Source organism: Candidatus Eisenbacteria bacterium, assembly GCA_016867495.1.
In the GTDB taxonomy this organism is placed as follows: domain Bacteria; phylum Eisenbacteria; class RBG-16-71-46; order CAIMUX01; family VGJL01; genus VGJL01.
In genome coordinates, this window is the sequence record VGJL01000029.1 from 1 (window position 1) to 21,823 (window position 21,823).

The 21,823-nt window shown below is 66.0% G+C and carries 18 protein-coding genes and 2 pseudogenes; 12 read left to right on the forward strand and 8 right to left on the reverse strand.

Translation table 11 applies throughout. The features are described 5' to 3' along the window. The coding region (locus FJY88_05165; GenBank protein ID MBM3286726.1) for a hypothetical protein at nucleotides 1-206 on the reverse strand (206 nt) is incomplete at its 3' end. Nucleotides 207-263: 57 nt separating this feature from the next. Between FJY88_05165 and FJY88_05170 the strand changes: the two are divergent. Further along, nucleotides 264-593 (forward strand): annotated as a pseudogene (locus FJY88_05170) (asparagine--tRNA ligase). Between the two features lie 13 nt (nucleotides 594-606). Here FJY88_05170 and FJY88_05175 read toward each other — a convergent pair. After that, nucleotides 607-2,514, reverse strand: coding sequence for a hypothetical protein (locus tag FJY88_05175; GenBank protein MBM3286727.1), 1,908 nt, complete (start codon nucleotides 2,512-2,514; stop codon nucleotides 607-609). 40 nt (nucleotides 2,515-2,554) lie between these two features. Between FJY88_05175 and FJY88_05180 the strand changes: the two are divergent. From FJY88_05180 to FJY88_05190, 3 genes and pseudogenes are all read left to right on the forward strand, one after another. Next, a pseudogene (locus FJY88_05180) lies at nucleotides 2,555-2,686 on the forward strand (single-stranded DNA-binding protein). A 297-nt stretch (nucleotides 2,687-2,983) separates the two neighbouring features. Further along, nucleotides 2,984-3,253: a hypothetical protein gene (locus FJY88_05185; GenBank protein ID MBM3286728.1), complete on the forward strand. Its 270-nt coding sequence runs from the start codon at nucleotides 2,984-2,986 to the stop codon at nucleotides 3,251-3,253. 803 nt (nucleotides 3,254-4,056) lie between these two features. After that, complete coding sequence (locus tag FJY88_05190; GenBank protein ID MBM3286729.1) at nucleotides 4,057-5,115, forward strand: hypothetical protein; 1,059 nt, start codon at nucleotides 4,057-4,059, stop codon at nucleotides 5,113-5,115. A gap of 10 nt (nucleotides 5,116-5,125) precedes the next feature. On the opposite strand, the gene FJY88_05195 is transcribed toward FJY88_05190, so the two are convergent. The 6 genes from FJY88_05195 to FJY88_05220 all read right to left on the reverse strand — a co-directional run bounded on the left by FJY88_05195 (nucleotide 5,126) and on the right by FJY88_05220 (nucleotide 11,406). Continuing rightward, nucleotides 5,126-5,419 (reverse strand): hypothetical protein, encoded by a 294-nt coding sequence (locus tag FJY88_05195; GenBank protein ID MBM3286730.1) that lies wholly within the window; start codon nucleotides 5,417-5,419, stop codon nucleotides 5,126-5,128. Nucleotides 5,420-5,471: 52 nt separating this feature from the next. Continuing rightward, nucleotides 5,472-6,059: a sigma-70 family RNA polymerase sigma factor gene (locus FJY88_05200; GenBank protein MBM3286731.1), complete on the reverse strand. Its 588-nt coding sequence runs from the start codon at nucleotides 6,057-6,059 to the stop codon at nucleotides 5,472-5,474. Next, nucleotides 6,050-6,244, reverse strand: a complete 195-nt coding sequence (locus FJY88_05205) for a hypothetical protein (protein ID MBM3286732.1) — start codon at nucleotides 6,242-6,244, stop codon at nucleotides 6,050-6,052. Before FJY88_05205 ends, FJY88_05200 begins: the two co-directional genes overlap by 10 nt. A 110-nt stretch (nucleotides 6,245-6,354) precedes the next feature. After that, entirely contained in the window at nucleotides 6,355-6,750 is a 396-nt protein-coding gene (trxA, locus tag FJY88_05210; GenBank protein ID MBM3286733.1) for a thioredoxin, read from the reverse strand. Between the two features lie 166 nt (nucleotides 6,751-6,916). Beyond that, nucleotides 6,917-8,125, reverse strand: a complete 1,209-nt coding sequence (locus FJY88_05215; protein MBM3286734.1) for a glycosyltransferase family 4 protein — start codon at nucleotides 8,123-8,125, stop codon at nucleotides 6,917-6,919. Nucleotides 8,126-8,403: 278 nt separating this feature from the next. Beyond that, nucleotides 8,404-11,406: a T9SS type A sorting domain-containing protein gene (locus tag FJY88_05220; GenBank protein ID MBM3286735.1), complete on the reverse strand. Its 3,003-nt coding sequence runs from the start codon at nucleotides 11,404-11,406 to the stop codon at nucleotides 8,404-8,406. Between the two features lie 174 nt (nucleotides 11,407-11,580). Here FJY88_05220 and FJY88_05225 point away from each other — a divergent pair, with 174 nt between their 5' ends. The 8 genes from FJY88_05225 to FJY88_05260 all read left to right on the forward strand — a co-directional run. Then, complete coding sequence (locus tag FJY88_05225; GenBank protein MBM3286736.1) at nucleotides 11,581-12,357, forward strand: hypothetical protein; 777 nt, start codon at nucleotides 11,581-11,583, stop codon at nucleotides 12,355-12,357. 27 nt (nucleotides 12,358-12,384) lie between these two features. Next, complete coding sequence (locus FJY88_05230; GenBank protein MBM3286737.1) at nucleotides 12,385-13,779, forward strand: M20/M25/M40 family metallo-hydrolase; 1,395 nt, start codon at nucleotides 12,385-12,387, stop codon at nucleotides 13,777-13,779. Nucleotides 13,780-13,931: 152 nt separating this feature from the next. Beyond that, nucleotides 13,932-14,771, forward strand: coding sequence for an ATP-dependent sacrificial sulfur transferase LarE (gene larE, locus FJY88_05235; GenBank protein ID MBM3286738.1), 840 nt, complete (start codon nucleotides 13,932-13,934; stop codon nucleotides 14,769-14,771). Continuing rightward, nucleotides 14,768-15,637, forward strand: a complete 870-nt coding sequence (gene larB, locus FJY88_05240) for a nickel pincer cofactor biosynthesis protein LarB (GenBank protein ID MBM3286739.1) — start codon at nucleotides 14,768-14,770, stop codon at nucleotides 15,635-15,637. The genes larE and larB overlap by 4 nt, the downstream gene beginning before the upstream one ends. A gap of 130 nt (nucleotides 15,638-15,767) precedes the next feature. Then, on the forward strand, nucleotides 15,768-19,406 hold the full coding sequence (locus tag FJY88_05245; GenBank protein MBM3286740.1) for a hypothetical protein: 3,639 nt from the start codon (nucleotides 15,768-15,770) through the stop codon (nucleotides 19,404-19,406). Between the two features lie 337 nt (nucleotides 19,407-19,743). After that, a complete protein-coding gene (locus tag FJY88_05250) occupies nucleotides 19,744-20,406 on the forward strand; it encodes a MarR family transcriptional regulator (protein ID MBM3286741.1) in 663 nt (220 codons plus the stop codon). Nucleotides 20,407-20,415: 9 nt separating this feature from the next. Next, the gene (locus FJY88_05255) at nucleotides 20,416-20,769 is read left to right on the forward strand and encodes a 4Fe-4S dicluster domain-containing protein (protein ID MBM3286742.1); all 354 of its coding nucleotides are present in this window, start codon (nucleotides 20,416-20,418) and stop codon (nucleotides 20,767-20,769) included. Beyond that, nucleotides 20,726-21,823 (forward strand): 2-oxoacid:acceptor oxidoreductase subunit alpha (locus FJY88_05260; protein MBM3286743.1); only part of this gene is annotated, 1,098 nt, incomplete at its 3' end. The genes FJY88_05255 and FJY88_05260, both read left to right, overlap by 44 nt.

Genomic DNA, 21,823 nt, shown 5'->3' on the forward strand with positions numbered 1-21,823 from the left:
ATGCCGTCGTTGTCGTGGAGGAGGAAGCGAGGGGCCAGATCCTCAGAGGTCGCCTCACGGAACTGCTGTTTCACCCAGGCCAGCGTGGGGTTACGGGTGACGTTGACGTGGACGATGCGTCGGGACTCGATCTCCATGACGACGAACAGATAGGCGACGGCGAAGAAGGCGGTGTGCTGGGTGAGGAAGTCGCATGCCCAGACCACTCGGGCATGGTTGCGAATGAATGTGCGCCATGTCTGATCTCCGCGGGGGGAACCATGAACTATCCGCCGGAGATCAAGGCGTTCTACATGCGAGCGAATGACGACGGGAGGACCGTCGCGGCGATGGACATTCTGGCCCCGGGAATCGGCGAGATCGGCGGCGGCAGCCAGCGCGAGGAGCGCCTCGAGGTGCTCGACCGACGGATCGAGGAGATGAAGCTCAACAAGGATGCCTACTGGTGGTTCAGGGACCTCCGCCTCTACGGCACCGTCCCGCACGCAGGCTTCGGCCTTGGATTCGATCGGGCTCTCGTCTACGCCACGGGGATCGGAAACATCCGGGATGTGATCCCGTTCCCGCGGGCGCCGAAGGGCGCGGAGTTCTAGCCGCGGGCGCAGCCTACTTCTTGTGCCGCTCGGCCCATGCCGTGCGGCAGGCCTCTTTCTCTTCCTCGGTGCGCGCCGGATCGGTTATGCAGTCGGCGAGCTCCTTCAGCGCGTCTCCGTCTCCCGGCCCGGCGTCCTTTGGCACCTCAAACTTCTTCGAGTCGGAGAGTCCGGGGGTCAAGGGCGTCACTGTCTCGGTGTATGCCTGGACTTCGCGCCCCGCCCCAAGGCGCGCGGCGAACTCCCAGAAAAACGATTCGTAGTAGCCGTTGCACTTTCGGTACTCGATCGTCGCCTCGTCACAGAGCATATGCTCCCAGAGTTTGTAGGCGTCGTCCTTCCACGAATCGGCCCCTCCACCGAGCCCGGAGGGGGTGGCAGAACTGCACTTGCCGCAGTGGTCCTTGTCCTTCGCGCAGTCGGGGCCATGCCCGATCACGATGAGCTTCATGATGCAGCAACAGTCGGGATGCTTGTCGAAGAACTTCCGCATGCATGCGCCGAAGGCGGCGGGATCCTTCGCCTCGCAGTCGGCGATCATGGCCGATTGGCCGTCGGCCAGGTGCTTGCCGATCTCGGTCCAGCTCCGATCTTCGTCGTCCCAGGAGAGGGTGTGGATCATCCAGGCGCAATCCTCTGCCGCATCGGCGCACCACGGGACGACCGTGACCGCCGCCTCGTCGCCGCACCCTTCGCTCCGGCGGAGGGTGAGGGTGACATCCCGCATCAGGCCGCTGATCTCGGTCCCCTCAACCCAGACCGTTTTCGGTAGGGAAGAGACGGGATAGCTCCTGGGCGTCTTGATCTCCTTGCGCTTGCCGCTGCTCTCCCAGACGCGGACCCGACCCTTGAGTGGCTGGAAGGTGTCGAGCGTCACTGTGCCGCTCTTCGTGCCGCGGACCTCGAGGAGGACCTCGAGGAGGTCGTCCTCGTCCTTCACTGTGCGCTCGCCGAGATCCGGCTTCCCGTTCTCGTTGTCGTCGTCGGTGTTGCGGGCGGCTGTACCTCCGTCGCAGAGCTCGAAGGGATCCGCCACACCGGCGTAGTAGATCCCGTCGTCGACGATGTCGATGTCGACTTCGATCACGCCGATCCCCTTCTTCCGGATCTTGGGCGGATCGATCCCCTGCTTCCCGCTGTCCCGGAACTCGACGGTGATCGTGTCCTGGCCCGCCTCCTCGGGGGAGAGGTAGACGACGCTCGACTTGCGGCCGTTCGTCGTCACTGTCTCCCAGTAGCGCCCGTCCGGCCCGGCAAAGGCGCCGCGCGCGGCCGTCCAGGTGTAGAGATGCTCATCCGTGAGGATCAACTCGAGATCGTCATCGCCGCAGGGGCCGGCGCAGGCGAGGCGGAGCATGTCCTGATCTCCATCCTGCGACTCCGCGCGGAAGAGGCGCAACTCTCCGGCGCAGACTTCGTCCGGGATCGAGTGGGAGACCGTGAAATCGGGTTTCGGATCCCATGCGGGGGCGGAGGGAAGACAGGATCCCTCCGCCCTAGGAATCGTCTCGAGGAATGAGTAGACGGGGAACGGGTCGGCGATCTCAGCCGACTGCGTATAGGCGCACGGCGCCGTCCGGCGGACCGTCGTGCGGACGCGGCAAATGATTGAATCGTCGTTGCCGCGGGCATCGGCGATCTTGCAGACGAAGGAAGCCGTGTCGAAGGCGGCGACTTCGAGCTCCGGGGGCATGTACAACGCTGCGGGTCCCCCCTGGTGGATGAGGCTTCCCTCGCCGCTCTCTTGCGTCCAGGTATAGATGAGACGGTCGGTGATCTCGGTCTTTCGCTCTGCGCTGGAGCCGTCTTCACGACAGATGCATGTCTGGCGGATCCGGTCGAGGTCGTTCGCGTGCGCAACGAGCGGGATGTATGAGAGGACGGCGCGCGGATACCCGTCGCTGGTGTCGGGATGGAGCAACTCGGCGAGGATCGGAGTGTGCGGCTCGATATCTTGCGTGAGGGAGCAGCGCCGATCCTTCTCGGGAGGAGGGGAGTCGGGAGGTTCTTTGGGAGGAGGAGGTTCGTCAGGAGGGTGCTCGGGGGGAGGCGGTGGGGCCGTCTGTTTCGAGTCGAGTTGGAATCTTCCCTGAAGGCGGATCTCAGGCTCGACGACCCAGCTTTCCGTCCCTCCCGCGTCGGGAAGCGATCTGCCTGCGATCACCCCGGTCAGGCCCACGCGGATCATCTCGCTGATCGCGCGGGCGAGGCCGATCTCGATCATGGGGGAGAGGTCGTTTCGCGCATCGGTCCGATCGACGAAGAACCCGATCCTCTCGATCTCCACGCGGGTGTCCTCCGGAGCGAGGCGATGATACTGAACGCCGAGCCCGATCTGCGGGAGATAGGCGCCGATCTGCCACTGCCTGCTCAGCGAAGCGTCCGCCAGGATGCCGCGCACGTCGGTCACGACCAGGCCCAATGCCGCGCGGGGGCCCGATTCGGTCTCGACGAGAAGCGGCAGCCTCGCCGAGACCTCCGCGCGATACGACCCGATCACGAGGCGTCCTTCCCACCCGGGTCGGAACTCGTATCCCGCCGAGAGACCGAAGGTGAGGGCGGGGTCGATCGAGTATCCGCCCGGTTCGCCGTTGAGGAAGAAGGGACCGCCGAGCTGCGCGGAGATCGTCTCGAAGCGCTCCGGGACGGAGCGGATGTAGGCGTCGATGCGGCCGGTGCCCCCTCCGTCGATCCCGATCCCGGAGCGGTCGTCGGGGAGCAGCAGCCCGAGATGGAGTCCCAGGTGCATTCCTCGCGGGAGAGAGGGCGCGCCCCCTCCGGGGTGCGCCGGTTGGGCGGGCAGATAGCCGGCGATCCCGCAGAGTGTGACGAGGACGAAGACCGGCGTCCTGAGAGACATGGAGACTCTCCTCCCGCGGCCGAGCGGCTTCGGTTGAATGGTTACACCGGCGCCGCGGCGGACGAAAGCGGGAAGATCAGCATGATGAATCTATAAGGACGGGTGCGACGGATGGCGCAGAGGATGCGTGAGGGGGAGCAACGCATACGAGATCGGCGTACTCCGCGATTATTGCACGTCGGCGGCAGGGAGGAAGTGACCCAGAGCCTCTTGACGCAGCGTTCTCATGAGGCGTTCGATGTACGGAAATGCGTTCGATGCACCGTAGGGGATCGGTAAGCCCTCGATCCCCATGACCTCGTCGAGCGACGACGCAGAACAGTCTGGGGCCCTCCCGGTTCGAAGTCGGACACGTATCCGGATTTCTCGGCGATGTCGACAATGGATGAGGTTTTCAGGAGGCACCGGCGTAGCCCATCAGGCAGCCCTCACCAATCGGGAGACTGCTGTCGAAGCTTATGTCCATAATGGGGAAGTCGCCTCCGCGCTATGGCATGGGGTAGATTGGTGGAGGAAGTTGCAGGCGATGGGACGATTCCTTCTCGAGTCAGCAAGCGCGTCCGGGTTGGTCGGAGTCTTGCTGGTTCCGGCGAGCTTCGCCCGGTGGAGTCAGCACGTCGCGCGGCGAAGCCCGACCGCGAGCACCAACAGATCGTCGTCCTCTCTCTGAAAGGGGCGCACTTGACCATAGGCGGAGAAACAGATCGAGAGGGACGACACGGCCGCATCCAATGGCCGGACGGCAAGAGCTTCGCCTTCTCGATCTTCGACGATACCGACAACGCCACGGTCCAGAACGTGGGGCCGATCTACGATCTGCTCAGCGATCTCGGTCTGCGCACGACAAAGTCCGTGTGGCCCCTTCGCTCGGACCCCGGCGATCCCAAGTGGGGGCAGTCGCTGGAGGACGACGAGTACCTGGACTTCATCCTCGAGCTGAAGGCGCGCGGCTTCGAGATCGGCTACCACGGCGCGAGGATCGGAGACAACCCCCGCAGCGTCATCCTCGAGGCGCTGGATCTCTTCCGGCAGCGGATCGGCCACGATCCCAAGACCTATGCGCAGCATTCCTACCTGATCGAGAGCCTCTACTGGGGGAAGCGGCAGACTCGCCTGCCGCTGGTCGGGAACTTCGTGATGCGCAACAGGCCGTTCCCCGACTTCCTGGGCGATGACCCCAAGAGCCCCTACTTCTGGGGAGATCTCTGCAAGGAACGGATCGCCTATGTCAGGTGCTTCGAGTTCTCCGATCGCAGCCTGCTCGAGTCGGATCGATGGACTCCCTATCACGATCCGCAGAAGCCGTACGTCAACTTCTGGTTTTCCGCGAACGGCGGCGGCGCCCTCGGGATCGATGCGGCGGACGAGGTCGTGCGGCGGCGCATCCATCGATGGGAGGAGTCCGGCGCCCTGATCCTCGTCTCCGCGCACCTGGCCCAGGGACTGGTGCGGGATGGGAAGCCCCATCCCGGGTTGGCGAGGACGCTGCGGTTGCTATCCGAGAGCGCCGGTTGGTTCGCGCCCGTCGGGGAGATCCTGGATCACGTGCGGAGCCAGCGCGGACCGCACCTTCTGACGCGCTGGCGGGGGGTGAGGCAGGAAGTCGCATGGGTGAAGGAGACGGCCGCGCGGAGGCTGCGACGAAGGCTCGGCCGGGGCTGACTCTCTCCGTCTACTTGCACGCGATCTTCGGCAGGCCGAGGCTCTTCCTGAGGCGAGCGGCGACCGCGCGCGGCACCTCCCGGCCCTCGAGGCACCAGTAGAGCTCGAGCGTCCCCCGCAACGTGGCGGCCTGCGCGCGGCATGAAGCGCAGCTCTTGAGATGGCTCGCGACCTCGCGGCAGAAGGGGGATGACTCGCGCTTGCCCGCCTCGGCGCAGAGTCGGCGAAGGATCTCGCGGCAGCGCTCCGGTTGCGCGGGCTTCTCCTCGCGCCGCGCCGGCCCGGCAGCTCTCTTTGAATCCACCTTGGGTCCCCTTGTCCGAGGACTCGCGGGACCCGGCCGCTTGCTTCTTCTCTCAGTCACGATGGCGACCCTCCAGATAGGCGGCGAGACGATCCCTCAGAAAGAGCCGCGCCCTGTGGAGATCGCTCTTCAGCGCGGCGAGGGTCGTCCCTGCATGAGAGGCGGCATCCTTTAGCGCCAGCCCCTCGATGTCGACCAGCACGAATGCGGCCCGGTGCTTGGGCGGCAGCTCCCCGATCGCGGCCTCCAGACGCCGCTTGAGCTCGCGGTCCTCGAGAAGCTGGTGCGGGTTCCCTTCCAGCGCGCGGGCGGCATAGCTGAGATCCTGCTCGGGATCGACCTCCAGCTCATCCAGATTGACGAGCTTGCCGCTCCGCCTGCGGCGCAAGCGCTGCAGGGCCTCGTTGGTCGCGATCCTGTAGATCCAGGTCTTCAGGCTGGAGCCGGAGCGGAAGCGACGGAGCGAGCGGAAGGCCTGAAGAAAGGTCTCCTGCAGGACGACCTCCGCTTCATGCGGATCGCGAGTCAATCGCAGAGCGAGATTGTAGACCATCTTCTGGTGATCGAGGACGATCCGCTCGCGGGCGCGGGGATCTCCGGCTTGCGCCGCGGCGACAATCTCGGCCTCTCTCAGCAGCACCTCCAGGACCTGCCCCCAAGTCGAACGAAGAACGTTCCAGGCACCCGCCTGTGCGGGTCATGATCCAGGACGGAGTCATGGTACACCTCGAGGAGCATCTTCACATCGGGAGGGACGGCGAAGGTCAGGCCGTCGACCTCGAAGCGGACATCCTCCTTCTGCGGCTCTTCCAGAGCCAGCCCCAAGCGGGGCCCGCCTCAGCTGTAGTCGTCGATGAGAATCCTCGGGATCCTCCCGGCGCCCTCCTCGGCGAGCAGGGACGATAGGGCTTCGCGCGCGGAGTCGGTCATCTGGATCATGGCTCGGTCGTCCCGGTCGTCGCGGTCTTCTTCGGAAGGTGCTTCTCCAGGCGCTCCTGGAGCGGGCGAAGCGGCAGGGCGCCGACGATCCGATCGACCGGGCGGCCGCCCTTGTAGAGGATCATGGTCGGGATGCTCTGGATGCCGTACTTCGCGGCGGTCTGCGGATTCTCGTCGATGTTGAGCTTGAGGATTCTCATCCGGCCGTGGTAGTCCGGCCCGATCTCCTCGAGCAACCCGCCGACGAGCCGGCAGGGAGCGCACCAGGGCGCCCAGAAGTCGACCAGGACCGGCACGGCCGAGCCGAGGACTTCCTCGTTGAAGTTCGTATCATCCACCGGCTCCGGGCGGCCGGGCACAACCTTCTTCTCGAACAGCTTCTTGATGTCCATCTGCCACTCCTATCTGATCCGGCCCCGACACGATGTCGCGGGCTCGCGAGAGAACCCTCCGTTCGCGGCCCGGGCGACAGCGCCGGAGAACCGGCACGCCGACGCGGGCTCGCGAGAGGCGCCTTCGCCTGCTCATCCAGTTGGATGCTGGAGGGGCGGAAAGGATTCAGCTTCTCTTCGAGGCTCCACCGTCGGCCGGCTCGGGCGCGATGATCCCGGGCGCTACCGCTTGGGCGGCAAGGAGTTCGCGGTATGCCCCCAGGACCCCGTCGCGGAGGCTCTCAATTGAAAACTCCGCCTCGACCCGGGCGCGTCCGGCCTCGCCGAACTGAGCGCGGCGGCGGGGATCCTCGAGAAGGCTGATGATGGCTCCGGCAAGCTCCGGCGGCGAAGCGGGCGGGACGAGCCATCCGGTCTCCCCATGGCGGACCGCCTCGGGAATCCCGCCGGCATTCGTGGCGACCACGGGCAGCCGCGCCGACATCGCGTCGAGGATCGCGGTCCCCAGTCCCTCTTCCGTGGACGGATGCGCGAAGACATCGAAGCAGTGGAGAAAGCGCGCCACATCGGGCCGGAACCCCGCGAAGGTGACCCTCGCCTGCAGACCATGCTCCCAGCAGGTGCGCCGAAGCTCCGACTCGAGAGGGCCGTCGCCGAAGATCGCGAGCCACGCCTCGGGGCGATCGCCGAGGATGCGGGGCATCGCCGCGATCAGGTGGCGATGCCCCTTGTGCGGGACGAGAGAGCCCACCGCGCCGATGAGGCCGGCCTCCGCGGGGATTCCAAGCTCGGCCCGCAGCTGATCGGGGTCCTCCTTGGCGTGCGCGTCGATCCGCTCGGGGTCGACGCACGAATGGACCACCCGCAACCTCGATGCCGCGACGCCGTGCTGCTGCAGGATCTCTTTGACCGCCTGGGAGACGCAGAGGAAGAAGGCCGGCTCGCTCGTGTAGCGCATCCGTGTGATCGGATCGCTCCCCGGGGGGAAGTCGACGCGCCTGTGCACGACGAAAACCGGGCGCCGATCCCGCGGAAGCGTGGGCCAGCGGATGGAGAAGAACCCCAGGCTGTGGGCATTGGCCGTGTGGGTGTGGAGGACTCCGGCGTCCGTGTCCTGGATCGCCTGGACCACGTTCTTGATCGCGATCGGATCGCCCGCGCCGTGATAGGGGATTTCCCGAACTTCCAGGTTCTCGGAGCGGGCCCGCTGGCAGAGGGGGCTTCCCTTGGGCGTCAGGATCACCGACCTGTGGCCGCTGGCGGCGAGGGCGCGCGCGAGATAGAGGACCTGTTGCTGTCCCCCCCGCCATTCGCGCCCCGTGTCGAGGTGCAGGATGCTCAAGGAGCGGTCGTCTGTCTGGTTCAATCCGGCCATCCTTCTTCGGTGCCGCTCAGTATAGCCGGAACGAAGGATCGAGGGGAGGGAATCCGTCGGGGGGCGCGTGGTTGCGACCCCGCCGGCTGCGTCAGTCGCGCCATGGCCCGCTCGGCTCGCTGAGTCACAGGGCGCGAGCAGTGCGGGCCATCAGCGCTTCACGAGCCGGAGGGCCTGTGACCCCGCCGGCTCCCTCAGCCCCGCTATGTTCGCGTTCGCGGCGCGGGGCTTCGGGAGCCGCCGGGGTCCCTCGACAGGAAGCGGGAGGACACATGGCCCTATCTCAGCAGGACGATGCTCCTCGCCCGCCGCTGCCCGCCGTCAACCGTCAGCCGGCAGTAGTAGATCCCCGAGGCCACCTGCATCCCCGCGTCGTTGCGCGAGGACCAGGTCTCCTGATGCCACCCCCCCGCTCTGTGTCCGGCGAAGAGGGTCTTCACGAGTCGACCGTTCACATCGAAGACACGGAGGTCGATTTCTCCATCTCGTGGAAGGGCGTAGCGGATTGTCGTCTGATCCCCGAACGGGTTGGGCCTGGCCGGAGCAAGCTCGAGGGACGGGCCATCGGCGGCCTCGCGAGACACATGCGACGCGCCCCTCACTCGGACGCACAGCGTGATTCCGCCCGTCTCCCGCACCAGGACTCCCGACGGCGTGTAGAGGAAGCACTCCACATCGACGCGGCCGAGCGGCCGGGTCACGGTCGGCGTGACGGTCGCCCGGCAGGGAATCATCTGTCCCGGGCCGAGCGGGATCGGGACCCCCTCGGGCAGGCTGAGCGTCGCGGACCAGTCCTCGGCCCCTTCCTCCCTGTCGATGCGGAGAACGACCTCCATCGGCCCGGTCTCGGGATTCTCGACCGCGAACGTCATCCCGACGGGGGCGCCGATGTCGGTCTCCATGGAGAACTCGCCAAGGGCCGCGTGGTTGTTCTCCCCCTGCGGCCAGTCGCTCTGCGGCATCTCGCCCGGCGAGTGGATCGTGCTGAAGAAAGAGAAGAAGGGCTCGCCGAAGCTGTTCGCCGGCGGCGATGTCCAGAAGACGGGCCCGACCGTCAGGGAATCGCCCGGCGGCAGCGATGGAATCGGAATCAAGCCGAAGGGGCTTCCCGCGCCGGCTCTCTCCGCGGCGTTCGGATCGCGGTACGAAAACTCGCAGTAGCCGCCCGCGGGAGTCGCTCCCGTGCCGTAGTTCGCCACGGTCGCATAGACCTCGTACTGGGACTGCCCGATCTTGCGGATCTCGATCCCGGTGGAGCCGGCCCCTCCGCCTCCTCCTCCTCCGCCGAAGTCGCCGAAGCCGCCGTGGCTCCACCAATCATCGCCGTACGGCCAGCCGTCGTGCCCGGCGTCGGGCCCCTGGATCTGAAGACAGACCGTGAGTCCCTTGCTCTCGATCGCCGCGCCGCCGAGCTTGTCGGCGTACCCGACATAGGAGTGGGACGAGGGGGAGGGATTGAGAGTCCCCCAGGCCGCAGTCGCGGCGGTCGCGACCAGCGGGTTGCCGATCCAGCCGCCCCACTGCACTTTCCAGGTCGAGAAGTCCCAATCGCCCGTGCTCGAGATGTTGGCGAGGTTGTGCGTTTGCACTTCGCCGCCTTGCAGACCTCCATTCGTCAGGGTGAGCTTCGCCTGCGCGTTCTGGACAGGGAAGAGGCCGTCCAAGGGTTCGGCGCCCGTGTAGGTCACGAGGAGAGAGCCGTCCTCCTTCCCGCTGTAGCACCAGGCGGGAGCGGCGAGCCACTTGAGCTCCCAGGGCGCGGCGAAGATGAATCGCTTGCTGGTCCAGACCTGGTCCCAGAAGACCGCCTGCGGGATCCAGGCATACTTCGCGACCGCGGGATCGTGGATCAGGAAGGCCCGCCGCTTCCCCGGCCAGGGCTGCGCGCTCCACGGATTGCCCGGGCATGTGCCGGCGTTGTCGAAGCCGACCAGCAGAACCGCGTGGCCGCAGGCATTGTCGGTTTCGGGGGAGACGGACGTCGTGTCGACGAATCCCTCGTACTGATCCGCCTTGAGCCACTTGAGGTAGTTCTGCGTGGAGATGAAGGCGACGATCGGGTATCCGGAGGCGAGGAAGGTATCGAGCGCGCTCGGGTAGACCGTGCTCGTCGTGTCGACGTCGTCCGATGGAGCGACATCGGTCCAGATGGAATCCACGGCGCTGTAGCCGAGCGAGCGCCACGTGTATCCCCAGTTCCCTCCTCCCGCCTGCGGGCATCCGACCGGAGGGCATCCCGCCCGGATGGCGGTCGCCGCCTGCGTCAGGCTCGAGAAGTGGGCGGCCCGACGGCCGTCGGTAATGTATGTGCCCTTCCAGGCGCCGGGGCAACTGTCGCGGTCGTTCGTGTTGGCGGCCGCCTCGATTTCTTCCTGGGGCCCAGCGAAGTTGCCTCCCCCGACCGGAAGGATGTCGCCGAAACGATCGAAGAGCATCTGCAGGCAAGCGACGACGCAGCGCCCGTTCGGTCTGTTGGGGCAGCAGGGCTCGCTCAGCGGGCTGCCCGGGATCGTGTACTGCCCATGGAAGGGGACGAGGGGCGGCTGCGCCCAGTGCGCGGCGTTGTTCTCCGGGTCGACGAAGATGCCCCGCGGCGGACTCGCGTAAGCCTGGGGCTCCTCGTACCCCTCCACCGAGAAGTCGTCATAGTGGGCGTCCAGATAGTTGGTCCCCGAGTGATTGTCCTCGAACCAGAACTGCAACGAGGGGACGACCGTCGTGTTGTAGCTGACCGTTCCCATCAGGGTTCCGTTCACGAAGACCGTGTACTGCCTGAGGGAGGGGCGGCAGTGGACGGTGATCCAGCCCCACGTGCTGGCGGCCAGGTATGAATCGAAGGAGCTGTTCGAGACGCGGTTGCCGACGAAGGAGTTGTTCCCGACCGGGTCATAGAGGAGCGGCAGATTGGGGTAGTCGAGGAGCAGCCGGATATGGCCGAAGACGAAGAATCGATTCCAATGGAACGAGGAGTACTTGAATGCGCACCGCACCGTGTAGTCCCTGGTCGTGTCGACGGGGACCGACCGCGAGGTGGCCGTGGCGCCTCGTCCGGCCATGGCGTTTCCGATCACTCGCAGAGAGTGTGTGCCTGAGTTCCCGACGGCCGGGTCGAGCGCGATCGTGGCGCCATTGTTGGCCAGCGTCCAGCAACTGGTGTTGTTGTCCTCGAAGTCGTCCGACCAGAGGGCAAGGGACGCGGCCGAGGGGGACGGGGAAAAAAGGGCGATCGCCTGCAAGAGAACGATCGCCGGCATCACGCGGGCAGGAGTCGCGGCTCTCATCTTGAATCCTCCAACCACATTCGTGGTTTTGAGATATCGATCGCCGCAGGGACGAAAAGGTTACAAGACGCCGCTCGAGCGCGTATCATGAGGCTCAGTCACGAGTTCGCCGACGCAAGTCGCGGTCCGGCCGCCCTCGATGGCCGGCCGGCCGAATGGCAAGAGGAGGTAACGATGGTCTTGGCAAGGCGGTTCTGGTGGGTGGCGGTCGTCGGGATCCCCTTCGGTCTCGGGGTTCTGGGGCTCGCGGGCGTGTCGGTTGCGGCTCCGCAGGAGTTGATCGCGGACGGGGACTTCAGCGCCTGCGCGACCAGCAAAGTCCTCCGGCAGGACAACAAAGGGCCCGACTGGTGCGAGACGCGCAAGGACGGCAAGGAGGGGCGCAAGCTCCTCATGCTGAGCAAGAAGGATGTGGCGGGCAACGCGACGCCAAAGGCGATGCTGAAGGCCCACCCCGACCTCAACACCTACCTGAGCCAGAGATTCGCCGCGCCGCAGAAGGACGACTTCAGCATCCAGTACGACATCTGCGTGCGCGAGATTCTGCCGGACGACAATCGTTCAGCCTTCTGCATGGTGGGCAAGGACTCGGACAAGAAGGCCGGCCCCAACTCGACCGGGGGCGAGCGGTTCGTCTTCCTGGGCTTCGAGAACGCCCCCGAGAAGGGGAAGATCAATCTCTTCGCCCGCCAGGGCAAGACGCCGTGGGAGCAGAAGACGATCGTCGCCAAAGGCCTCGATCTCAACAAGTGGTACACGATCGAGCTCGCGATCTATCCCTCCGCCGCCGCGTACGAGGTTTCGGTCAAGGGGATCACGCAGCCGGTGGAGCTCGACGCGTTCAGCCCCTCCGGCAAGGCGCCCAAGCGGCTCACGCATATCAGCTTCGCTTCGTGGAACGACGGCGCGGGCACCTTCTACATCGACAATGTGATCGCGCGGGCGCTCTAGGCCCGCGGACCCCGACGGGAGGAGACGATGAGGAAGCCTGAGGCCGCGCTCGGCCACTTCGAGAAGAACTTCGATTCCTATGTCGAGAGGCTCAAGACGATCACGCGGATCCCGAGCGTGAGCGCCGAGGGATTCCCGCGGGAGGAGGTCGCGCGGTGCGCTGAGGCGGTGGCGGCTGAGCTGCGCGCGGCGGGGCTGGAGAACGTCCGGACGATCGTGTACGAAGGAAGCCATCCTTACGCCTACGGCGAATGGCTGCACGCCCCGGGCGCGCCGACGATTCTCCTCTACGGGCATCACGACGTGCAGCCTCCGGGACGGCCGGAGGTCTGGGAAAGTCCCGCGTTCGAGCCGACGGTTCGGGCCGACGGACGCCTCTATGCGCGAGGAATCGCCGACGACAAGGCCGGCGTGATGATGCACGTGGCCGCGGCCGACTCGTTCCTGCGGGCTGAGAAGCGCCTTCCCTTGAATGTGAAGGTGATCATCGAGGGGGAGGAGGAGGTCGGCTCGGGGCATCTCGAGGACTTCCTCCGCGCCAATCGAGAGATGCTCGCCGCGGACTATCTTGTCCTCACCGACACGGCGAACTTCGAGGAGGGGATCCCCGCCATCACATTCCAGCTCCGGGGCATGGTGGCCGTCGATGTCGAGGTGGCGGGCCTCAGGGGGCGCGTGCACAGCGGAAGCTGGGGCGGCCCCGTTCCCGATCCGATCATGGCCCTTTGCAGAATCCTCGATCGCCTGGTCGACGAGGACGGCGTCCCCTGCGATCCCGATATCAGGGCCGGCATCAGGGAGACTCCCGACGCGGCGCGCGCGCGCCTGCAGGCGCTCCCCTTCGATGAGGCGGACTTCATGAGGCAGGCCGGCCTGCTGCCCGGCGTCCGGATCGCGGGCGAGAAGAAGTACAGCGTCTACGAGAGGATGTGGACGCGCCCCAGTCTCACGGTCGTGGCGATGGAGGCGAGCCTCATGAAGGACGCCACCAACCAGATCGTCGATTCGGCGAGGGCGCGCGTCACGGTGCGGATCGTCCCGGATCAGGATCCCGAGGCCGTGCGGGACGCGCTCGTCGCCGCTCTCCATCGCGATCCTCCGTGGGGAGTCCAGGTCCGCGCGAAGCCGCTGCACACGGGACTCTGGTGGACGACCGAGCCGAGCGGTCCCGCGTTCGACGCCGCGATGCGGGCGCTGCGCGCCGGATACGAGCAGGAGCCGGCCCTCATCGGCTGCGGGGGATCGATTCCATTCGTGAAGCCGTTCCAGGACATCTTCGGCGGCATCCCCTGTCTCCTCCTCGGGGTCGAGGATCCGACATGCCAGGCGCACGGGGAGAACGAGAGTCTGAGCCTGAGGGACTGGCGCAAGGCGATCCGTTCGGCGATCTATCTCTACGCGGAGCTGGCGGAGCTGCGCTAGATGTCCTTGACTGTATCTGAGACGCGAGCGGCCGCGCCGCGAGGCCCGGCGCCCCCGGAACCCAGCCGGGCCGAGCGGATGCGCCAGGCGAGCGTGTCAGTTGCAGTCAAAACGGTCCAGGAGCCGCGGCGACACGAGAGGAAGGACGTCAGATGAGTCGAGAGACCCAGCCGCCCGCGGCGGACAGTCGCCTCAAGGCGAAATACGAGTGTCTCCTTGAGTGGTTCCGCGAGGCGGGAAGCGCGGTCGTGGCCTATTCGGGCGGAGCCGACAGCGCCTTCCTTCTGATGGCCGCCCACGAGGCTCTCGGCGACCGCTGCGTCGGCGTGACCGCCTTCTCGCCGAGCATGCCGCGCGCGGAACTCGAGAGCGCCGTGGCGACGGCGCGGGAGATCGGCGCGCCTCACCGGGTCATCGAGACGCACGAGCTCGACGATCCCCAGTACCGAGAGAACAGCCCGATGCGGTGCTACTTCTGCAAGGGCGATCTCTTCGATCGGCTCCTCGAGTTCGCGAAGGAGAATCGATACGCCGTCGTCGCGGACGGATCGAACGTGGATGACATCGGCGACCATCGCCCCGGGATGCAGGCCGCGCGCGATCGCGGCGTCCGGAGCCCTCTGCAGATGATTGGCCTCGGGAAGCAGGATATTCGGGCACTGGCGAGGCAGCGCGGGCTCTCCACCTGGGACAAGCCCGCGGCCGCCTGTCTCTCCTCCCGCATCCCCTACGGCACCGAGGTGACGGCGGAGAGGCTCGCGACGATCGAGAAGAGCGAGATGATCCTCAAGGAGCTGGGGATCCGGCAGCTTCGGGTGCGGCACCACGGCGAGATCGCGCGGATCGAGGTCGTCCCGGAGGACTTCGCGCGCGTGATCGAGAACCGCCGGCAGATCCTCGAGCGGATGAAGGCTCTCGGCTTCCTCTTCGTCACGATCGACCTGGAGGGATTCCGCAGCGGGAGCCTCAACGCGGGGCTGGATCTCGGATGAACGAAGAAACCCTCCGCAGGATGCTCGAGGATGTCCGGTCCGGACGGCTGGACCTCGACGGCGCGCTGCATCGATTGCGAGATCTGCCTTACGAGGATCTCGGCTACGCGCGCCTTGATCATCATCGCGCGCTGCGAACGGGAATGCCCGAGGCGGTCTTCTGCCAGGGGAAAACGCCTGAGCAGGTCGCGGAGATCTTCGTGCGCCTCGCGGCTCGCCACGTCCAGGCGATCGGAACGAGGGCCAGCGAGGAGGCCGCCTCCGCTGTGCGGGCGCGGCTTCCCGACGCGACCTACCATCCGGTGGCGAGGATGATCCTCCATGTTCCCCGGGGGGTGGACGCGGCGGGGCCGGGAGGCGGCGCTCGCGGCGGGACGCGGCCCGTGGCGGACGGAGAGGACCAGGGCCGGCGCGAGCCGGTCGATGGAGAGGGTCCGATCGTCCTCGTGTGCGCCGCGGGGACCTCCGATATTCCGGTCGCCGAGGAAGCGGCGCTCACGGCGGAGGTTCTCGGATGCTCCGTCACCAGGCTCTGGGACGTCGGGGTGGCGGGGTTGCACCGTCTTCTCGATCACCGGCGACTTCTCTCTCGAGCCTCGGTGGTGGTCGCGGTCGCGGGGATGGAGGGCGCGCTCGCAAGCATCGTCGCAGGCCTTGTCGCCTGTCCCGTGATCGCGGTGCCGACGAGCATCGGCTACGGCGCGAGCTTCGGCGGGCTGGCGGCGCTGCTCACGATGGTCAACTCCTGCGCTCCGGGCGTGAGCGTGGTCAACATCGACAACGGATTCGGAGCGGGAGTCATCGCCCACAGGATCGTCTCCCGTCCTGAGCCGCCGTCCCCGCGTCGCGACGCCAGCGCGGTTTGATCGAATCCGGGCCGCGAATCCCGGCGCCCCCCCCTTCCCCTCACGGCTTCGTTGCTGTACAATTATAGTGGCTTGGGTTGAGCCGGTTCTCGCGTGGCCGCAGGGTCGGTTTGCCCGCGGCCGGGAAGGGATGCCACTCCGAGCGCCGGGGCGCTGGATCCCGTCCGCGCTTCGCGGTCTTGGAGAGGCTCCACAACAACGGAGGGGTTCGATGACGCACCGCATCATCCGTGGATTCCTGCTCGCGGGGTTTGGCGCCCTGCTTCTCCTGGTCGGCGGACTCTCCGCTCTCGCCGCCGCGGAGCCGGCGACCCTCAGCGTCGTCATGTCCGACGATTCGCAGATCGTGATCGATGTGACCGCTCTCGATCTCAGTAGCGAGATCGTCACGACGGCCGGCGGCCCGTTCACGGCCGTCGAGGCGCCCGAGCACGGCTTCACGAGCGAGATCGGCGCCCCGCGGCTGCCCGTCCTGCGCGGGCTCGTGGAGATTCCGGTGGGCGCGAGTTGGGATACGGCGCTCGAGGATGCCGTCTACCGCGAGGAGCCGGTTGGGGCCCCGATCCTGCCTCTGCAACCTCCCCGTCCCAAGACCAAGGAGCCGCCTCCGCCGTTCGCTTACGACGGCGCCGCCTACCGCGAGGCCGGCTACACGAAGTCCCCGGCGATCCTCGTGGAGGAGGGGGGCTTCCTGCGCGGCCGCCGGCTGGCTCAGGTCTCCGTGCGGGTCGTCGACTACGATCCGTCGGCCGGGATGATCCGCGCGCTCGAGAGCGGTCGGATCCGGGTGCGGCTGAACGGAGCGGATCCTATGGAGACGGCGCGGCTGCGGGACCGTTATCAATCCCCCTTCTTCGACGGCGTCTCGAGGAGCGTCATCCTCAACGCCGAGGCGAGCCGCTACCTGCCATCGGGCGAGATCGGATATCTCGTGATCTCGACTCCGGCCTTCTTCGGAAACGCCGACCTGGCCGACTACCTCGCATGGAAGGCCCAGAAGGGATTCCATGTGACGCACGTGTCGACGGACGCGACCGGGCCCACGAAGGAGCTGATCAAGGCCTACATCCAGACCGCCTACGACGGCTGGGAGATCCCTCCGACCTTCGTCACCCTGGTTGGCGACACGCCCGCAATTCCGCACTGGGTCGGGATCGGCGCTGATAGCCCGGCGACCGATCTCAACTACACGATGCTTGCCGGCACAGACTACCTTCCCGATGTCGCGTTGGGTCGCATATCGGTGGTCAATGCGACGGAACTTCAGAACATTCTGCGGAAGACGCTCTCCTTCGAGAGAGTGGAGTGGAGCGGAAACGACGACTGGGAACGGCACGCGACCTTCATGGCGAGCGTGGACAACTACACGGTGACCGAGGGCACCCACAACTACTGTATCAATACATACCTCCTGCCTCTCGGATACCAGTGCGATCGACTCTACTGCTACACCTACGGCGCCACCACGCAGCAGGTCCGGGACGCCTTCAACGCGGGCCGTTCCCAGGGGACGTACTCCGGACATGGAGCGGAGACCTACTGGGCGGACGGGCCGGTCTTCTATCAGAGCGATGTCCGCAACCTCGTGAACACCGTCTACCCCTTCATCCAGGCATACACATGCCTGAGCGGGAACTACTCTGTCGGCGAGTGCTTTGGCGAGACCTGGATTAGGACCGCCCGCGCCGCGATCGCCTACTTCGGTTCGTCGGTGACCTCCTACTGGACCGAGGACGACATCCTGCAGAAGCGCGTCTACCAGGGCTGGTATGACAACCAGAACGCGAACGAACCCGTCGATCGAACTTGGATCGGGGGGATGACGATCTATGGGAAGCTCAAGTACTACGATTACTTCGGCAATACGTCGACGACACGGCGCTACTTCGAGATGTATAACATCATGGGAGATGCGTCCGTCGACATCTGGACGAGTGTGCCCCGCGTGGCGGCCGTGACGGTGCCGACGGCCCTCCTTGCCGGGCAACAGAGTTTCGATGTGACCGTCCAGTCCGTGCCTTACGCGATGATCTCCATCCAGAAGTCGGACGGAGGGAACGGCATCTTCATGACAGCGTGGGGCGATGCCGCGGGGCACGCCGTGGTCAGTCTTCCCGAACCCTTGACCCCGGGAAGCCTGCATCTGACGATTACCGCCCACGACATCGAGCCTCACTTCTCCACGATCGATGTGATTCAGCCGTCCGGGCCGTATCTGATCTACGAAGCCAACTTGGTGGAAGACTATGAAGATCACGACGGAACGATTGACGCGGGGCAGATGTTCGGGCTCCGGGTCACTCTCGAGAACATTGGAGTCGACCCTGCGACCGGGTTGACAGCGGGAATCAGCTGCAACGATCCGTATCTCGAGATGAGCGTGCCGGTCGAGCCCAGCATCCCGGACATCTTGCCGGGCGGCTTCGGCACGATGGAGGGGGGGATTCCGTTCCTCTTCAGAGGCACGACGCCCGACCAGCACGTCGCCACCTTCGGGTGGCATGCCCACGGCAACGAGGGGGACTGGAACGGGCAATTCGCGTGCACGATCAACGCCCCCGCGATCTCGGCGGGAAGTTGCCTGGTTGACGACTCGGCCCCGGGCGGCGACGGCAATGGGACGGCGGATCCCGGGGAGACGGTATCGCTCTACTTATGGCTCGCGAACACCGGGCACGCGACGGCGCGCGATCTCAACGGGGTCCTGGCCACCGGCAATCCGAACGTCTCGATCATCGACGCCAGCGCTATGTGTCTCATCGCGCCGGAGGGAGAGAGCGCCCTCTTGAGCGGGTTCCAGGTGACTATCCTTCCAGGTTGTCCTTCTCCCGCGACGATTCCCTTCGATGTCGATCTGACCGGCGCGAACGGCTTCGAGGCGGCGATCGCCTTCGGCCTCTCGATCGGGGCCTTCTTCGATGACGCGGAGGCGGATCGCGGGTGGACTCTGGGAGCGCCGGACGACAACGCGACGTCGGGCCTCTGGGTCAGGGCCGATCCGGTCGGGACGAGCTACAGCGGCCAGCCTTGCCAGCCGGAGGACGACCACACGCCCGCGCCAGGGACGATCTGCTTCGTGACGGGGAACGGGACGATCGGAGGCGCGGCGACCGACAGCGACATCGACGGCGGCAAGACCACCCTCCGTACGCCGGTCTTCCCTCTCGAAGGCGCGACCTCGGCCACGGTGAGCTACTGGCGGTGGTACACCAACAACCTCGGCAACAATCCGGGGCAGGACTACTGGGACGTGGATGTCACCTCCGACGGAGTCAACTGGACGCACCTCGAGCATACGACCGCGAGCGCGAATAGCTGGACCTACTATGCCTTCAATGTCGGCGACTTTGTCTCGCTCACCGATCAGGTGCGATTCCGGTTCGTCGCTCAGGATCAGAGTCCGGGATCGCTGGTCGAAGCGGCGGTCGATGACTTCACGCTCACCGTGGTGCGGACTCCCGCGGCGGACGCGCCGCAGCCCGCGGGGATGATGCAGACAGGCATCGTCTCCTGCGGACCCAACCCCTCGAGCGGCGCTCTGCACGTTTCCTACCGGATCGGCGAGCAGTCGCACGCGAGAATCGGTCTATACGACATCGGCGGCCGGCTCGTCCGGATTCTCCACGACAGTCCCGCGACCCCGGGCGAGAAGACGCTTGTGTTCGATGCTGTCGATGGCGCGGGGAAGAGCCTCGCGTCGGGCATCTACTTCCTCAGGCTGGAGACGCCGGCGGTTCTTCAGATCCGGCAGGTGACGGTTCTGAAATAATCGCGGCGCGACGATCGAGCGCGGAGGATTCGGGCTCCGGATCCTCCGCGTTTGAAATTCTGCGATTAGATCTTCTTCGACGCCTCCCTTCGGTCGTCGCGAGCGCAGGGAGGGGATCCTCCTGCAGAATGGGAGGCTGCGGCGGCGGAATCATAAGCGGCTTTCCTCACGCCCTACTTGTGAAGTCCTTCACAAGTATGACTTCTGCGGCCCCCAGGCGAGGCAGCCGATCCATGGAAAGAGCGCCCGCATCTTCTGTTTTGCTTTGGAGTTGACGGGATTGCTCCCGCGCGGCTAGGATCATTGGCGGTGGTTAACTACCAAAGGAGTTAGCCAGATGGGTTCGGATCCTCCCAGGAACCGAAGCGATCGCTCCGCCGAGAGTGGCGAGGGGGAGCAACGCGGGGGGGGATCTTTTCAGCTCGTCCGCAACAGCCACATCTTCTCCGCCGCCGTCCGAGATGTCCTCGAGAGCGGCGCTCTTCAGGCGGCGACCGATCTTCCGCTCACGCTCTCGCAGGTCCGCCTGATCACGCTCCTCTCTCTGGACGGAAGACACAAGATCGGGGAGATCGCCGACTATCTCGGCGTGAGCGCCCCGGCAGCGACCAAACGCGTCGACAAGCTCGAGAAGCTCGGCCTCCTTTCGAGATCGCGCGGGGAGGGAGACCGGAGATCGACAATCGTCGAACTGAGCCCCGACGGCCGAGCCCTCGCCGTCCGATATGAGAGGCGCAAGACGCAGTTCGCGATGGACGCGTTCCGCTCCCTCGACGCTCAAGAGATGAGACAGCTTGCCCTCTTGCTCGACCGTCTTTCACTTTCACTCCTTCGTCAGAGCGGTCCGGATCGTGGGCCATGCCTGAGATGCGGGGCCGATATCCAGCCCGATTGCGGCGTGAGGAGGCTTCGTGGGGGCTGTCCCTATGCCGCCTTCGCCGCCGGTCGCGCGCCGCAGGCGCGGAGCGACCGCCGTCCTTCCGCGGATCGCGACTCATGAGGTGCAGCGATGAAATACTGGCGTAGACCCCTGGATTTCGATCAGATCAAGGTCCCGCGCGGGGAGGTCCGAGTCATCATCGATCGCTGCAAGGGATGCGGCTTCTGCGTCGAGTACTGCCCGAAGGATGTCCTTGCGATGTCCGACGCGTTCAATGTGAAAGGATACCACCCGCCCAAGGTCGTGAAGGAGGGCGAGTGCGTCAACTGCAATCTGTGCGAGATGATCTGCCCCGATTTCGCAATCTACAGCGTCGCGCTTCCGGACGGCCTGCCGGAAGAGGAGGGACTTTCCGCCGGGGGCGAACGCGCCGGCGGCAATGGGGTCGAAGGGGAGGAGAGGAGGACTCGCGTTGAAAGCTGATCCGGCGGGCGTCCTTGTGGGATCGCACTATCTCGATGGCGACTATGCGTGCGGCGAAGGAGCCATGGCCGCGGGATGCCGGTTCGTCGCAGGCTATCCGATCACTCCGTCGACCGAGGTCGTGGAGCGGATCGGGCGGCGCTTCCCCACCATGGGAGGCACGTTCATCCAGATGGAGGACGAGCTGGCGAGCATGGCGGCCGTGGTCGGAGCGTCGTGGACGGGAACGAAGTCGATGACCGTGACCAGCGGGCCCGGCTTCAGCCTGATGATGGAGAACATCGGCCTCGCGGCGATGATGGAGACGCCCTGCGTCGTGGTCGACGTCCAGCGCGGGGGTCCCTCGACGGGACTGCCGACGATGGTCGGCCAAGCGGACATGATGCAGGCGCGATGGGGATCGCACGGCGACTACGAGACGATCGCCCTTTGTCCGCAGTCTCCGCAAGAGGCGTTCGACCTGACGATCCTCGCGTTCAATCTCTCGGAGACCTTCCGCGTCCCGGTCCTTCTGATGATGGACGAGTGCGTGGGACACATGACCGAGAAGGTGGTCATTCCGCCGGCGGACACGATCGAGATCGTCCCCCGGCGGCTCACGAAGCAGCCGAAGGAGACCTACCGCCCATATCGAGTCAACGGAAACGGGACCGGCGTTCCCGAGTTCGCGCGGGCGGGGGACGGATACCGGTTCCACGCGACGGGGCTCACGCACGACGAGCGCGGCTACCCTGTCATGAGCGTCGACTGCCAGGAGCTGTGCGTGCGGAGGCTCGTGGACAAGATCCGGCTGAATGCCGACGCGATCTCTCGCTACGACGAGGAGCAGACGGAGGGGGCCGACGTGGTCGTGGTGGCCTACGGGATCACGGCGCGCGTTTCCAGGATGGCCATCGATCTGGCGCGCAAGGAGGGAGCCAAGGTCGGCTTTCTGCGCCTGATCACCGTCTGGCCGTTCCCTGAGAAGCGGATCCGGGATCTGGCCTGGAAGACGAAAGCCTTCGTCGTCCCGGAGATCAACTATGGACAGATGGCGCTCGAGGTGGAGCGGTGC